The sequence below is a fragment of the Cryptosporangium sp. NPDC048952 genome, from assembly GCF_043197895.1.
Classification (GTDB): Bacteria; Actinomycetota; Actinomycetes; order Mycobacteriales; family Cryptosporangiaceae; genus Cryptosporangium.
Window position 1 is genome coordinate 94,037 of record NZ_JBICTY010000013.1, and the last position, 15,616, is coordinate 109,652.

The 15,616-nt window shown below is 67.4% G+C and carries 11 protein-coding genes and 2 pseudogenes; 6 read left to right on the forward strand and 7 right to left on the reverse strand.

The window, feature by feature from the left end; genetic code table 11:
- Positions 1–22 precede the first annotated feature (22 nt).
- Positions 23–1,600, forward strand: coding sequence for a methyl-accepting chemotaxis protein (locus ACGFY5_RS44305; protein ID WP_392731008.1), 1,578 nt, complete (start codon positions 23–25; stop codon positions 1,598–1,600).
- A gap of 1,020 nt (positions 1,601–2,620) precedes the next feature.
- Positions 2,621–2,842 carry a hypothetical protein gene (locus ACGFY5_RS44310; RefSeq protein WP_392731010.1) on the forward strand — a complete coding sequence of 74 codons (222 nt, stop codon included), beginning with the start codon at positions 2,621–2,623 and terminating at the stop codon, positions 2,840–2,842.
- Positions 2,843–2,888: 46 nt separating this feature from the next.
- Here the strand turns inward: ACGFY5_RS44310 and ACGFY5_RS44315 are convergent.
- Positions 2,889–4,064 (reverse strand): annotated as a pseudogene (locus ACGFY5_RS44315) (IS3 family transposase).
- A 149-nt stretch (positions 4,065–4,213) separates the two neighbouring features.
- Here ACGFY5_RS44315 and ACGFY5_RS44320 point away from each other — a divergent pair.
- A complete protein-coding gene (locus ACGFY5_RS44320) occupies positions 4,214–4,960 on the forward strand; it encodes a pyrimidine reductase family protein (protein ID WP_392731011.1) in 747 nt (248 codons plus the stop codon).
- On the forward strand, positions 4,957–5,484 hold the full coding sequence (locus ACGFY5_RS44325) for a flavin reductase family protein (RefSeq protein WP_392731013.1): 528 nt from the start codon (positions 4,957–4,959) through the stop codon (positions 5,482–5,484). Before ACGFY5_RS44320 ends, ACGFY5_RS44325 begins: the two co-directional genes overlap by 4 nt.
- Positions 5,485–5,506: 22 nt before the next feature.
- Here ACGFY5_RS44325 and ACGFY5_RS44330 read toward each other — a convergent pair.
- From ACGFY5_RS44330 to ACGFY5_RS44355, 6 genes and pseudogenes are all read right to left on the reverse strand, one after another.
- Positions 5,507–6,492: pseudogene (locus ACGFY5_RS44330) on the reverse strand (IS481 family transposase).
- Between the two features lie 625 nt (positions 6,493–7,117).
- Complete coding sequence (locus ACGFY5_RS44335) at positions 7,118–7,471, reverse strand: hypothetical protein (protein WP_392731014.1); 354 nt, start codon at positions 7,469–7,471, stop codon at positions 7,118–7,120.
- A 466-nt stretch (positions 7,472–7,937) separates the two neighbouring features.
- Positions 7,938–8,324 (reverse strand): hypothetical protein, encoded by a 387-nt coding sequence (locus tag ACGFY5_RS44340; protein WP_392731015.1) that lies wholly within the window; start codon positions 8,322–8,324, stop codon positions 7,938–7,940.
- Positions 8,325–8,536: 212 nt separating this feature from the next.
- Positions 8,537–10,132 (reverse strand): methyl-accepting chemotaxis protein, encoded by a 1,596-nt coding sequence (locus tag ACGFY5_RS44345; protein ID WP_392731016.1) that lies wholly within the window; start codon positions 10,130–10,132, stop codon positions 8,537–8,539.
- A gap of 1,046 nt (positions 10,133–11,178) precedes the next feature.
- A complete protein-coding gene (locus ACGFY5_RS44350) occupies positions 11,179–11,499 on the reverse strand; it encodes a diguanylate cyclase (RefSeq protein ID WP_392731018.1) in 321 nt (106 codons plus the stop codon).
- Positions 11,405–12,328, reverse strand: a complete 924-nt coding sequence (locus tag ACGFY5_RS44355) for a CHASE domain-containing protein (RefSeq protein ID WP_392731040.1) — start codon at positions 12,326–12,328, stop codon at positions 11,405–11,407. The genes ACGFY5_RS44350 and ACGFY5_RS44355 overlap by 95 nt, the downstream gene beginning before the upstream one ends.
- Before the next feature lie 1,114 nt (positions 12,329–13,442).
- On the opposite strand from ACGFY5_RS44355, the gene ACGFY5_RS44360 reads away from it, so the two are divergent.
- Positions 13,443–15,323, forward strand: a complete 1,881-nt coding sequence (locus ACGFY5_RS44360; protein ID WP_392731019.1) for a GAF domain-containing SpoIIE family protein phosphatase — start codon at positions 13,443–13,445, stop codon at positions 15,321–15,323.
- A gap of 17 nt (positions 15,324–15,340) precedes the next feature.
- Positions 15,341–15,610: a hypothetical protein gene (locus ACGFY5_RS44365; RefSeq protein WP_392731021.1), complete on the forward strand. Its 270-nt coding sequence runs from the start codon at positions 15,341–15,343 to the stop codon at positions 15,608–15,610.
- Positions 15,611–15,616: the final 6 nt, after the last annotated feature.

Genomic DNA, 15,616 nt, shown 5'->3' on the forward strand with positions numbered 1-15,616 from the left:
ACTTGTCGGCCGAGGGGGCACTGTGAAGTTCACGCTTCGACGTCAGGTCGCCGGCCTTGCTGTGGTCGGCTTCGTGTTGGTGTCGACAGCTGGCGGCATCGGATACCGTGGCGTCTCCGAGCTTGCGAACGAGCAGGCCGCGGCACGGGGCGCGGCCACTGCGGATCGGGCGGCGCAGACGGTCGATGTCGCGCGTGCCTCCTACCGGGCCAACGTGCTGGCCGCCCTGGTGACCAACAATCCCACCGAACGTCAAGGAGTGCTCGATCAGCTCGGACTGAACGTTGTGAGCGCTCGCGCGGGAATCGATGAAGTCATTCGGTATGCGCCCGAACTGCGTTCCCAAGCCGATACTGCTCTGGCGAGTTTCGATGATCTGATTGCTGCCGGTCAGCGCATGGTGACGCTCGCCAGCCGGGTCGCTTCTGATCCCGGCCGCCGGGGCGCGCTGGCCGCGCGTCCCGCCTACGACAAGGTCGACACGCAGGTTTCTGCGGCCATCGATGGCCTGGAAAAAGCGATCGCAGCTCGCGTGAAGCAGTCCTCCAATCAGGCAGCGACCGCGGCCACCGAGGCGAAGCTGCTCACCATGGTCACCGGTCTGCTCGCCGCGCTGGTGCTCGGTGGCGCCGCGCTGCTGCTCGCCCGCCGGATCGCGCAACGCATGGATCGGTGCCTCAGCACCGCCAGGCAGGTCGCGGCCCGTGACTTGCGCAGTACCGTCGCGATCGGCGGCTCAGATGAATTCGCGGATCTGGGACATAGCCTCAACGCGATTGTCGGATCGCTCCGGAGCGCGCTTTCGGAAATTAAACAGAATGCTGAGTCGGTGGCGGCCGCCTCGGAAGAGCTGACCGCCACCAGTCGTCAACTGTCCGAAGGTGCCGGCACCGTGTTGGCTGAGGCGTTGCACGCCGACCAGAACATCGACCGCGTCACCGCCAGCGTGACGGAAACGACCGAAGCCACGGATGGTCTGCAAGTCTCCATTCGCGAGATCATCGCGGCGGTCGCCGAGGCCGGCGCAGTCGCCGCAGAGGCGGTCCGCCTGGCCGCCACCACGCACGACACCATTGGGCGGCTGGGCAGTTCCAGCACCGACGTGTCCACGGTGGTCGGTTTGATCACTGACATCGCCGAGCAGACGAACCTGCTGGCGCTCAACGCAACGATCGAGGCGGCGCGGGCTGGTGAGCAGGGAAAAGGATTCGCCGTGGTTGCGGGAGAGGTAAAGGAGTTGTCGCGGGAAACCGCCGCCGCCACAGAGGACATTGGTATCAAGGTCTCGGCCATGCAGGCGGATACTTCCCGCGCGTCCGAAGCAATCGGCCGGATCAGCGAAGTCATCCACTGTATCAACGAGCTCCAGCAGCAGGTAGCCCGCGCGGTCGACGTGCAAAGCACCGCGACCCGGCAGATCGCCGGCAGTGTCGGAGTGGCCGGGGATTCGTCGGCCGGTGCCGCCGGTTCGGTCGCCCGGCTCACCCAGACCAGCCATCTGACGCACGAAGCCGCCACGCAGACCGAGGCTGCAGCAGTCGAGCTTTCCCGGCTTTCACACGGTCTGCGGCAGCTGTCGGACCGGTTCGAGTATCAATAGTCCTGCCGGCGGCCGGCGCAGATCCGATCAGCGACTATCTGCAGGCCGTCATCGCTTGCCTCCCGCTGGTCTTCGTAGCGATTGCGATCGTAGTAATCGCCGCGGCGGTAGCAGCGGGTGTCCGAGGGCTGATCCAGAAACGAGAAGCCGCGGATCGCCGAGGCCGCCCCGAACGCTCCGACCCCGCGGGCCAGGTATCTCGGGCGATGAACCAGATGACCGGGTCCACGCCCGTCGAGTGGGCCGGCTCATCGGGTAGCGACGCCTACCACGGCCAGTGACCAGGTACATCGTCCGCGCCTACGGACCGGTATTCGGATCGTCGAGAATAAGGAGACCCCGGAGCAGACCGGCCAACCGGAATGGGTGACAGTCACTACTGGGCTGTTCGGCACCAACAGACGTTTGTTCCGCTGGTCCAGACGCAGCTCACCCGGACGGGCTGAGTGTGCCGCTGGACAGGCAGGTCGCCAAAGATGCTCCGACATTGATCCAGACGGCGCGAGCCTCTCGCCGATGGCGTACGGAGCTGACTGGGCTTCAGCCCGCCGAAATCAGCGTCGGGGTCGATGACGTGCTGGAACGGGGACACCTCCGCCCCGAAATGGCCGACAGACTAGATCGACCAATTCTCGTGGTGCGCCATGAAGTTCACCCCGCGCATCGTTGCGAATATGCGCACTCCTCCGCTTTAGCTAGCCTTGAGAAGGATACCGTTACAGACGCAAGAGTCTCGACGCGGCGACATGAGGCGCGACGCGGGTGGCGCGGGTTGCACTATCGAGGCAGCATCTGGACGGGCAGCACGTTGCCAGCATTGTCGTTATATGGCGGCCGCTTAGATGATTAGAAAGAAAGGGATCACCTCCGCTGAACTCGGGAGGCGACCCTCGGTCATGCTCGCCGAGTCCGCGCTTGCCACCGTCATGTGACCGGCATCGCCGAATTTCGGCCTTGTAGTTTCGCGCCCTACCGTCTGCCGCGGCAACACTCGGATCCTAGGTTGATTCGGGAGCCAAGATGGTGATGATGCGCGCCGATGGCTGGACCGTTGAGGTGTACCTGCACAGTGACACGCCTGGTGGATGGGTGGCGCAGCATGTACAAATCAAGGACCGTGGCTACCTGGTGTATGCCGGGCCGGACTTGGCGCAGGCCCAGCTGGAGGCCGAGGCGAGCGGTGCGCCCTGGGAGTTACTAAAGATTGTCGATGACGACGGAGCCCCGGCCGCAGGATGGTGATCGGCAGGGCGGCCGAAGGGGCTGCTGCACGTCTCCGGGACAGTCGTCAGGCTGCCTGTTCGGCGGCCTGACTCATGATGGTTTCGTATTCGATGGGGGTCAACCGGCCGAGCCGGTTCTGGCGTCGTCGGCGGTGGTAGGTCCGTTCGATCCAGGTGACGATCGCGATCCTCAGCTCCTCGCGGGTGGTCCAGGTGCGGCGGTCGAGGACGTTGCGTTGGAGCAGGCTGAAGAAGCTCTCCATCGCCGCGTTGTCCCCGGCCGAACCGACCTGCCCCATCGATCCGGCCATGCGATGCCGGAACAGTGTCTGCTGCAGCTTCCGGGAACGAAACTGCCCGCCGCGATCACTATGCAGCACACACCCGGCGACGTTCCCGCCGCGGCGGGCGACCGCGGACTCGACGGCACGGACAGCGATCACCGTTTCCATCCGGTCGCTGACGGAGTAGCCAACGATCCGGTTGGACCACACGTCTTTGACCGCGCAGAGATAGAGCTTGCCTTCACCCGTGCGATGTTCGGTCAAATCCGTGAGCCAGACCCGGTTCGGCCCGTCGGCCTGGAACTGCCGTTGCACGAGGTCGTCATGGGCAGGTGGTCCCGGCCTGACTGTCTTTCCGCTGCGCTTCTTACCGAACACGCTCCACCAGCCGTTATCCGCGCAGATCCGCCAGATAGTTCGTTCGGCCGCGGGCCAGCCGGCGTCGTGGACTTCGTCGGTCAGGAACCGATAGCCGAATTCCGGGTCGTCGCGGTGAGCGTCGAACACGGCGTCGGCCAGATACGCCTGCTCGAGTTCGGCGTCGGTGACCGGCTTCGCGAGCCAGGCGTAGTAGTGCTGGCGGTGGAGCTTGAGGACCCGGCACGCCACCGCGACCGGCACCCGGGCGCCCGGCAGCGGCGAGCTCTGTCACGAGCGGGTAGAGCCTTTTCCCGGCAGTTGCGCCTGCGACAGATACGCCGCAGCGCGACGCAGGACCTCGTTTTCGTGCTCCAGCAACCGGTTACGGCGCCGCAGCTCACGCAGCTCCGCCGACTGATCGATGGTGACGCCGGGCTTCACGCCGTCTTCGACGTCGGCCTGACGCATCCACTTCGACAGCGTCATCTCATGAACCCCGAAGTCCCGCGCGACCTGGGCGACGGTCACGCCGGGCCCGCGGTTACGGGCGACCCGGACGACGTCCTCACGGAACTCACGGGGATACGGCTTCGGCACGGCAACATCCTTCCAGCCCGGCCAGTGGCCAAGCGATCTCGGATGTCACAGATCCGTGCAGTAGCCCCTCCGCTTCTGAGAGAGTAGTGGCCTGTCCCGGTCCAGGTTGAGGCACGGTGTCCCCCAGCGGTCTGCGACGAGGGAGTGCCGTGCAGGTACTCACGACTAGCGAGGATGTTCCCGATCCCCTTGCCCCGTACGCGGCGGTCGAGCGGCGACCGGGTCGGCTCGGCTGCTGGGTGGTCGGCCACATGGTCGGCGGGCTCGACGGCACGGCGGCGATCAGCGGCCGGGTCGGTCGCCTGTCCACCGTGCCCGACGCCGAACTGTTCAGGCTCATGCGCGCGCTCGCTGACGTGGTACTCGTCGGCGCGCAGACCGTACGCGCGGAAGGCTACGGGCCGGTCAAACTGCCACCGGAGCGGGTCGCGGCGCGGCGGGCCGCAGGCAAGCCCGACATACCGGCGATCGCGATCGTCAGCCGCTCGCTGGACCTGAACTGGTCGTCGACGATCTTCACCAATGCCCCGGCTGGTCGCCGAACAATAGTGCTGACCTGTGAAAACGCCGACCCCGACCGGCTCACCGCCGCCCGAGGCGTCGCCGAAGTGGTAGTAGCCGGTACCGAGCGCGTCGAGCCGGCCGCGGCGCTCGCCGGCCTCGTCCGGCTCGGTCACCAGGTCGTGCTTTGTGAAGGCGGACCCACCTGGCTCGGGGAACTGGTCGCCGCGGATCTTCTCGACGAGCTGTGCCTCACGATCTCCCCGGTGATGGGCGGCGACCCGTTGCCGGTGTCGGTCACTCCACCCGACGCGCCGGTCACGCCCTTCACCCTGCGACACGTGCTCGCCGACGGGGACACCCTCTTCCTCCGCTACGAACGAGGAACACGATGACGTCAGACGCATTCAGCGGACTGGTCGCCGCGCTCGACCCGCCGCTGATCGTGGTCACCACGGCGGTCGGCGACGAGCGTGCCGGATGCCTGGTCGGCTTCCACGCCCAGTCCAGCATCACACCGGAGCGGTACTGTGTCTGGCTGTCCAAGGCCAACCACACCTACCGCGTCGCCCTACGCTCCGACTACCTCGCGCTGCACTTCCTCGCCGAGGACGACCTCCCGCTCGCCGCGCATTTCGGCACGCAAAGCGGGGACACGATCGACAAGTTCGCCGACCTGGCGACCACAACCGGCGCCGGCGGGGTACCACTGCTCGCCGACTGCCCGAACTGGCTGGTCGCCCGCCGCAGCGCGCTGCTCGACGAGGGAGGCGACCACGTCTGCCTACCCGCCGAAGCCATCGCTGCCCAACACGGCAAACCATTCACGCCGCTGCGACTCTCCCGGGCCACGCACCTTCAACCAGGCCACGGCAACGAGGAACGACACGATCCGCCCACCGAACGTGCCGCCCCCTGAGCGCCCCGCAACAGCCGGCGGTCTAGGTGTTCTGTCCCGACAGGTTGGTGACGCGGGCTGCCGGTGGTAGGCCGCCGAGGGCGGTGTGGCCGCGGTGGTGATTGTAGAAGTGCAGCCATTGCGGGAAGGCTTCGCGGCGGTCGGTCTCTGAGTGGTAGGCGCGGGCGTAGGCCCATTCGTCGGCCAGGGTGCGGTGGAAGCGTTCGACTTTTCCGTTGGTTTGCGGCGGTAGGGCCGGGTGCGTTTGTGGATGATTCCGGCGGTGGTCAGGGTGTCGGCCCAGAGGCGGGATTTGTAGCAGGAGCCGTTGTCGGTCAGGACGCGGGCGACCGTGATGCCGCAGCTGGTGAAGTAGGCCTGCGCGCGGGTCCAGAAGCCGGTCGCGGTCTCTTTCTTCTCGTCAGTAAGGATTTCGGTGTATGCCAGGCGGGAGTGGTCGTCGATCGCGGTGTGCAGGTAGGCGTAGCCGATCACCGGACGGCGGTTCTTGCGGGCGGTGGTGGTGGCAAGTTTGTTGCGGTCGCCGGTGGCGCGGCCGGTGGTCCGGTGCCCGCCGCCGTCGGGGATCTGGCCGAGTTTCTTGACGTCGACGTGGATCAGGTCGCCGGGGGCGTCGCGTTCGTAGCGGCGGATCCGGACGCCGGTCGCGCGGTCGAGGTGGGTCAGGCGCGGAAGTCGGTAGCGGGTCAGGATGCGGTGGACCGTGGCCGGGACCAGTCCCAGCCGGGCGGCGATCCGCGCGGGTCCCATTCTGTGGATGACGCGGATCTTGAGGATGCGTCGTTCGGTCCGGGCCGGGGTGCGCATCGGTGACCTGTGCGGGCGGCTGGATCGGTCGTTCATGCCGGTCGAGCCGTGCTGGCGGTAGCGGCTGGCCCAGCGTGCGGCGGTGGTGTGGGAGACCTGGAAGCGGTCGGCGGCTCGCCGTAACGACCAGCGGTCCTCGACGATGCAGCGGGGCAGCCGCAGCCGTCCGAGTTCGGTCAGCGGGGCATTACGGTGGGGCACTGGAGGACCTCCGTGGACCGACAGCGTGTGTGTGCTTGGCAGCTACACACCTGCCCGGAGGTCCTCCGTCACGTCAACCCCACCGTCACCAACGTCCGTGGACAGAACATCTAGGTAGCGCCGCCGTCCGCCACCGGCAGCCACGCTGACCAGTGACGACGGCTCGTACACGCGATCCAAGCCACAGCCGGACCCGACAGCGGATGTCGACCAGGCTCAGCAGCGGCGGATGTCCGCTCATCGATGTCGGCGAGTTGTAGCAGCGCGGGAATGGTTGCCTCTGGGAGCGCCGATCTGCAGGGGGCTCGCACGCGCCGACGCACCCGTCTGGGATGCCACCGACGAGCGGACCGACCCGAGCCCGCACAGGGCTTGCGGTCCGCCGTGTACCCTGTCCAGCCGGTCGGCTTCATCGGCCGGCGCGGCGGTGCGCCATCGCTAGCAGCCGTGGATCTAGTCGACGTCTGGCACCACATCGACGACGACGCGCTGGTCACTCCCGATCTGACCGGACTGATCACTGCCGTACTCGCGAAGGTAGGCGCGTGCACCAAATCGCTGCGGTGACCTCTGTGGGAGGTTCATGACATCCCCGAGCATCCGAAGGCCGCACGGGCACCTCGAATCAAGCAGCACTCGAAATGAATCGCATGCCACCGTCAGTGGGCATACCGACGTTATGAAGCCAGAACGTGTGGCGCCCTACACCGAGCAGCGCTACGATGAGCTCCGCGAACGGCAGGAGTACACCACCCGCCGAATCGCTGAACTCGACAGCCGTATGGATGAACTTCGCCGACGCCGTCGGCAACTGGCCGAACCAGAATCGGTCGTGGCGTCGGACGAGGATGCGGCGACGGCCAAGACCCGACTCGCTGACGCGGCTCGGCACGCACACGAGGCCGTCGATCGTGCAGCCGCCGAACACCGCGCCGCCGCGCGGCTGCATGACGAGAAGGCAGCCCATGGCGGTGCTCACGCGCGTACTGACCGGGAGGAAGCCGCGCGCCACCGCGCCGAAGCCGCACAGGTCTGGTAACAATCTGACGCTACGCGGAGCCGAGCCGTCTCGCGCGAAGCGTCGGACGTGGTCGCTGCGATCGTGGACCGGAAGGCCTTTCGCCGAGGCAGCGGAGTGCTCTCGGACACCGGAGGGCGCCCGCGCTTCACAACCGGCAACGCACCACCCACCGACACTTAGATGAACGCGTATCGGCAAATCAAGGGTGGACCGCGTGGTAGTCCCGATTGGCACGGCGCCATCGGATGCACACCGCGGGAGACGACATCGAGGTGTCGGCGTATTGCCTGAGCGCGGATCCGACCCGACCTGCGTGCTGCTGCACCTTGAAGATGCGCGAATGCCCGGCAGTCTCCCGTCACAGTCAAGACCCTGTCATCCATCGCAGTCAGCCGGTCACCGCCGACACTGAAGAGGTATATCGTCATTCATCCGTGGGTGCAGTGCGCACATCGATGATCGCGTCGCACACCGCCGCGATGCCCTGCAGGACCTCGGTCGCCGAACGCAGACGTGCGCGCTGCCATCCAAGACACTCTACGGCGGTTTCGTGGGCAGCTCGTTCCAGGCTCCAGCGTGCGTCATCGGCGCTGAAGGCGACTGAGTGCGGGCGTTCTGACGCACTTGTCTTTCTCACTTTGATGACGGTCTGGAGCGTCTGCAGGCGCAGCTGATGCTGGGCCAGCACGTCACGGACCCGGCTCGTTGCCACGGCCTCCTCAGCTTCCAGAAGCAGCTGCAACTCCTCGAGAGTTCGTGACGTCTCCCGCAGGCGCGCGAGCGACGCCGCGTGCTGCGATTCGTAACTCACTTTCCGTTCCTTTCGTGGCAGGTTCTCTTCCCGCGGCCCAGCGGGTCACCGAGAGGTCCGGCGGGCGCACCGCCGGGGGGTTCTCTGCTCGAGCGCTGTGTGTCGCGTCTCTGATGTGAATCGCGTCCGGGTTGACCGTCGCCGTCGCCGTCGCCGTCGCCGTCCGGCCATGCGTCCGGCCGTCAGGCTCTGTGCGGTCAGATCTGCGCCGGTCAGTAGGTGAAGCGCGCCACGAGATCCTGCAGTTCAGCAGACATCGAAGCGAGCTCGCCGGCGGCTCGGCGTGTCTCCCCCACCGTGTCGGTGGTGCGTTTGGTGGCGTCGGATACGCCGGCGATGGTGGCGGCGATGTTGCCAGCGCCGCCAGCCGCCTCCAACAGCGTCCGGTTCATCTCCTGGGTGGTGGCGGTCTGCTCTTCCACCGCCGAGGCGATCGTCAACTGGATGTCGTTGATGCGTTCGATAATCGAAGAGATCTGATCGATCGCCTCGACCGCACCGGTGGTGTCCGCCTGGATCGTCTGAACCCGCTGGACGATGTCCTCGGTCGCTTTCGCGGTTCCCTGCGCCAGATCTTTGACCTCGTTGGCCACGACGGCGAAGCCCTTACCCGCCTCCCCGGCGCGCGCTGCTTCGATCGTGGCATTGAGCGCGAGGAGGTTGGTCTGCTCGGCGATCGAGGTGATCACCTTGACTACCGTCGCGATCTCGGTGGAGGACTCGCCCAGCCGGGCGACGGTCGCGTTGGTCGCGGCCGCGACCTGCACTGCCTGCGCGGCCACCTCGGTCGCCTCTGCGGTCGAGGAACTGATGTCCCGGATCGCAGCGCCCATCTCCTGTGAGCCGGAGGAGACGATCTGCAGGTTGTTCGATACTACGTCGGCCGCAGACGCAACCGCGTCGGCCTGCTCCGATGCTTCCCCGGCCGCCGAACCGACTGCCCCGGACACCGAGGTGAGTTGCTGCGCCGCGCCTTGCAGCGTCGTCGCGTTCCCAGCCAGCGCCAGGATATCCTGCCGCAGCCGTGCGATGCCCTCGTCCAGGGACGATGCCATCCGGCCCACTTCGTCGCGCACCGTTACACCCGAGGTGCGGGTCAGGTCACCGTGGGCCAAGCCGTCGGCGACGCTCGCGACCCCCGCCACAGCCTGCCGGACCCGGTTGGCGACCCGCCAGCCCAAGTAGAGGCTCACGACGATGCCGATCACGAGCAGAATCAAGATCGTCTGGGTCGCGCTTGAGGCGCGGTCTTCGGCGGTTTGAACCGCCGCATGCGCTTGGGCCGTCGCCTCTTTCTGCACCGAGGCTTGGTCGGCGATCAAAGCTCCGTAGAGCTCGTTGTATTTCGCCGCGCCGGCTGCGACCTCGGCCGGCGTCGATGCTCCGCCGGAGAGGATTGTGCCCATGAACTCCGTGAAGGCGCCCCAGTCACTACGCGCCTTCTCGACCAGTTTCGTACCGGAGGCGCTGGTCAGCTTCGCGCCCAGCGTGTCCAGCGCTGCGGTGACCTGCGTCTCGTTGGCCGCCATGCTCGTTTTGATCGTCGAGGCTAGCGTCGGATAGAGCTTCAGCGCCGATACGTTGCCGCCATAGGACTCGATGTTCTTCGCGAATTGCCCCGAGGCGGTTAGTACGGCCGTGCTGCGATTTTGCGCAGCGGCTGCCTGGTCATTCAAGCCATAGACGGTATGGATAGCAAGGCCACCTACGATCGCACCAATCACCGTGGCTACAAGAACCGCCGCACCGATCTTTGTGCGCAACGAACGATTATCGAAGACTGCGAACAGTCCATCTCGACCTGCCATGCTGCACCCCCGCTGGCTGCCTTGGCGCGACGCCTCGGCCCTCATCGATAGCCTTGACAGCTCATCGGCCGCAGCCGGGCAGGGTTGAGTGCTCCGCCGGCGCAACCTACGGTGAGACTTCTTACAGGGCAGGCGGGGGCCGGTCGACGGGAACGCAGGGTGGGGGCATCCCGCCGACCGGCGGCAGGCACCGCACAGGGCATAGCGCGAAGCACCCGAGCAAACCTCTAGTGGGCTTGCCACAGAGCCGGGCCCCTAGCGGCCGCTGACTAACCTGCCACGGCAACCTTACGGATCCCGTTCTGATGGAGACGCTGCGGCCCCGGACGAGCTCACGTCGAGGCGACCGATGATCCCCGCGGCCGCCGACGGGAATCTTTACGAAGCTGCCACCGGTCCCGAGCGCGCCCGGTTCGGTTAGGCGGGCTCGCTGCGGGTGGTGTAGATCCGGATGACCTGGTCGGGCCCGTCCGGGCCATTGGCCGGCGAACCGAGTGCGGAGGTGTGACGATGCGCACCCAGCCGCCTCGTGCGACGGCAAGCTGTGAAGACCGGCCAGCGCACCCAGGCAGGCCGAGCCACAGAAGGAGAGCCCAGCGCCGTGCTATTCGATGCGAACCGGCGTACGCATCGAACAGAGTAGTGAGCCTTCTCGCCGGTGAAGGTGCTGATGAACCTGGACCGCTCGAGACGTGAGGGGGACTCGCGTTCACGCTATCCGACTTAGGGTGCAGAAGATACGGACTTGCGACTGCGCACCGGATCTTGCCGCTGCACCAGCCTGTCCGACGCGATGAACTGCGGCCTCGCTGTGCGAGCGGGGCCCACGGGCAGGCCGCGCCGACGTGGCCGTGCGCGCAGGCACGATGGGCGGGGGAGGTGCTGGCCGCCGACCGCCGCGGAGACATCAGGTCGGACGCCCGCCGAATCTTCTGCGCAGACCGCAGCCTTCGACGAGTCGGGCTCCGCCGCCTGACCCCGAGGGGGTGCACGCCTATACGGTCAGCAGCCCGCTCGAGGACAGCGGCAGCCGGGCGGCCGTGGCGCTAGCACCTCAGACCGAGGCTGCGCGTGCGTCCCTCGAGTCCGCGCCCGGTGCTGGAGAGCTTTCCCGTGATCGTGCAGATCGCCGGTCTCGCAGTCGATGACAACGCATTGGTCGTTCGGGGGTCATCCGGAATGACCGCGAATTCGGCGCCGCCGATACGGGCGACGGTGTCCACCACTCGCAGACCGGCGCGCAGCCGGTTGGCGACGACACGTAGGACGGCGTCACCGGCCTGGTGCCCGAGCCGGTCGTTGACCTGCTTGAAGCCGTCCAAGTCGATGAACAAGAGCACGACCGGGTGCTCCGCACGGGTCTCCACAGCAAGTGCCTGGCCAGGCGGTCGTAGAACAGTGTGCGGTTGGCCGCCCGGTGAGCGGATCGTGGAAGGCCAGGTGACGCAGCTGCTGTTCGCTATCGCGGAACTGGGCCTCGGCGTGTTCGCGTCGGACGATGTCGCGGCGCAGCGCATCGGTGGCGCGCTCGACCCGCTGCAGAGCCCGGCTGCGACCGCCGGCGAGGCATGCGGTCATGGCGCCGGCCGTGAGGGCCAGCGCGGCGCCGGCCGCGACCGCGAAACCGCTCATGCCCCGATCGGTGGCGGCCAATATGCGGGTGGTCGGCCAGACGGTGAGCTGCCAGCGGCGCTGGCCGACGAACAAGGTGCGATGCCGGACCAGCGTGCCAATCCGCGCACGCCGCCCGGGACGCATCGATGTGAGGACTCTTCCGTGGGCGGTGCTCTCGGCGACGTTGACATGGACAGCGCCCTGGCCACGCTGGAGCAGGGTCTCCACCAAGAAGGCCTGGCCGCGCACCAGCATCACGATCCAGCCCTCGAACCGGTCAGGAAACGCGGACCCTCGCCCGCTGTAGACGGGTTCGGCGAACACGACGGAGGTCTGACGCTCCGCGGCGGGCAGACTCTGGTCTCGGATGAGCTGATAGGCCGAGCTCACCGCGAGCGCGTGTCTTTGCCACGCCCGGTGCAGGATGTCTGCCACCGGTGGGCTCTGCATCAAGTCCGGCCCCGGGATATCGGAGATCCCGTCGAATGCGCGTTCAAAGACGACGAAGGCGTGCCGCGATCTCCCTAGCGAGGGCGCAGAACGAGACCGGAGGCGCCGCGGACGCGCCGTTTTCTTGCACAGCGCCGACCTCGGAGGGAGGTGGCCGGGACGACAGAGCTGATGCTGGCCACCCCACGGAGATGGGTCGGGTCCAGACGTGCAGTGATGCGGGAATAGTCATCCCTGAGCAGCTCGGGCTGAGCGCCGACCGCGGCGGCAGGACAAGCCAGCAGGACGCTGTAGTGGTTTGCCCGGCCACCGACCGCCGCCGACAGATCGGCGGCGTAACGATCCATCATCTGCGCCGCATAGCGCTTCCCACCTTGGTGCACAATGGTGAAAGCAGAAAGGGTGATAAGCCCCCGACAGCCAGGGACCGCAGTCGCCAGGGTCCCCACCCGCGAGAGCCCTCGTTGTCCCCGCCGCCTCCTCTACACGTTGTTCTGATCGGCAAGGACAGCAGGTCGCTGACATACCTCCGGCGACTCTCGCCGACCAGATCGCGTCGCCCAGTGAATACGGGGCCTCCCGCCGCGTGGAAGACTCCCGCTCAGTGATCCAGAGCCGCCGCGCCAGAGGAAGTACAGCCGCCGGGGGAACTCCGGCCGAAACGATCCGCGCCCATCTTTTCCGTCGTAGAACCGCCCGGCCCACTTCGGCAGAGAATCAAGCGACACCGCGAGGGTAGGCTGTGCGCGGAGTTGGACGAAGTAGCAGCCTTGGGCCAGATCGCAGCATCGGGGTGTCCGACCACAGCGTCAAGGCACCACTCCCGAAGACGCCGGAGTGCTGCCCTCCGCTTCGGCCCGTACCTCAGCTGGGCATCGTCGGCTTGTCGCGACCCCCTTCCGGAGACCGACATTCCGGTCGGCGGTGGTCGCTCGGCCAATGCCTCGACCCGCTGGTGACCGGTGAGCTACCAGCCGGTAGATGACGAGATGAGCCTCTTCCTTTCGCCCCCGCCCGCGCCCGGGTCCACGGGCGGCTCCCCGCCGCAGGCGGTACCGTAATTACTCGGCCGTCCGGCCTCTGCCGGGTGACCGACGTCAAACAACGGCGTTCGCGAACGTGCTCCCCGACCGGACGATCGAGAAAGCGCCGTGCATCGAATTCCTGCCGCGCCGGGACACCCCCGACCATTCCGCCGCTCCACCGGCCACGCCACGCGACCCGGATGCGGCACCAAGGCACGCCCGTGACCAGCGGCCTCCCTGATGCAGAGTCGGCAACCAGTGGTTTGCGAGAGGTCTCCCGCCTCGCCGCGCTGCAACACACCGGCCTGACCGCCTATCCCGACCTCGCGTTGGACCGGTTCGCCGCCCTGGTCGGCAAGGTTTTGGGCGTGCCTGTTGCGCTGGTGTGCCTCGTCGATGAAGCCCGCCAATTCTTTCCCGGCGCGTTCGGTCTCATACAACCCTGGAATGCTCGCCGCCAGACACCGCTGACCCACTCCTTCGGCCAGCGTGTCGTAGTCTCCGGTCGGCCGCTCACCGTCGCCGATGCGCGCACGGATCCGCAACTGTGCGCCGACCCTACGCTCACTGAGCTCGGCGTCGTTGCCTACGCCGGCATACCACTGACCGATGCTGACCAGCACGTCCTGGGGTCCTTGTGCGCGATCGACCACCAGCCACGCATCTGGACCACCGACGAGGTAAGTCTGCTGACCGACCTGGCCGCCGCCTGCTCCTCGGAGCTGCGGCTGCGCATCTCCGGCAGCCGGTCGGATGCCGAACAGCAGCGCATGACCGACGCCGCTGCGGCCCGCCGGCGGGCGCAAGCCGAAGCCGTCCGACTCGCGGACGACGTCGAGATCGCGCTGCGCCACAGCCGCCTTCTGCTGCGCGCGAGCGAAGCCCTCCAAGGGGCGCTGACCGTGGATGACGTCGTGCGGGCCGTCGCCGACCTGGTCAGCGGTGACCTGGCGCCCAGCCACGTCGGAATCATGCTGCTCGAGGTCGGGCTCGGGCGCCTGCGCCTGATCACCACCGCGCCCCTGCCGGCCGGTCCCGACGCTAACTGGTCGACCGTCCCGGTCGGCAGCGACCACCCCACCGACCGGGCCGTCCGCGAACGACACCCTATGTTCTTCCCCGACCGGCAAGCCTTCGAAAGCGCGTTCCCCAGCCACGCCTCCGACCTCGACCAGGTCGGCTGGCAGGCCTTGGTGTGCGCGCCGCTGCTTGGTAGCGACGGGCCCCTGGGGACATTGCGATTCGCCTGGGCCCAGCCTCGACGCCTCGACGTCGGCGAACGCGCCGTCATCCTGTCGCTCGCCGGCTACGTCACCCAGGCGCTCGAGCGGGCCCGCCACCTCGACGAGCGCATCACTGTTGCCGAGACGCTGCAGCGGGCGATGCTCACCGCCGACCTCCCCGACATCCCGCCCTACGCGTTGGCGGCCCGCTACCAGCCGGCGCACCGCATCGAGCAGGTCGGCGGCGACTGGTACGACGCCGTGGCACTACCGCGCGATCGTCTAGCGCTGGTCATCGGCGACGTCACCGGGCACGACATCGAGGCTGCAGCCCGCATGGGCCGGCTGCGCAGCATGCTGCGCGCCTTCCTGGTCGATCAGGACACCAGCCCTACCGACACGCTGCGCCGCCTGGACACTGCGAATCTGGCCCTCGGAGAACGCACGGTGGCCAGCGCGCTGGTCGCCATCGCCGAACCAGATCCCGCGTACGGACACGTTATGCACTGGTCGACGGCCGGGCATCCACCGCCGGTTCTTCTTCGTCCTGATGGGCAAACTCGAGTGCTCTCGGCGACCGGGCTGCTTCTCGGTGTCCAGCCCGACAGGCCGCGCCCGACGCAGACTGCCGCCCTCCCTGCCGGCTCGACACTGCTGCTCTATACCGATGGCCTCGTCGAAACCCGTACCGCCAGCCTGGACGACGGCATCACGCGGCTTCGGCACCGGCTCGCCGAACACCGCGATCTGCCGCTCGAAGAATTGCTCGATATGCTTCTGAGCCATCACCCCAGTACCGCGCATCAAGACGACATCGCGGTCCTCGCCCTACGCATCCGCGGCTCCACTCCGCTCACTCCGGCGACGCCCACGCGCTGATCAGACCCCAACCGGACGTGCGCAGCAGAGCCCAGGCACGCCTGGCCGACACCCGAGCCCGCACCCGACAGACAGCCGCCCGGGCCAACGTCACCGTCCGAGCGAAGACCGGCCCAGCCATCGAGAAGGCCCGCACCTACACCGCCACGGCCAAACAGACCGCGGCCAACAGCACCCCCCGCACCCGCGCGCTCTCCGCCGCAAGCGCCACCGCCGTGGTGATCCTGGTGCTGGCCGCCGTCCGCCGCCGCCGGAAGGCAGCGCAGACTCCGTGGTACCGCCGCTAATCCACA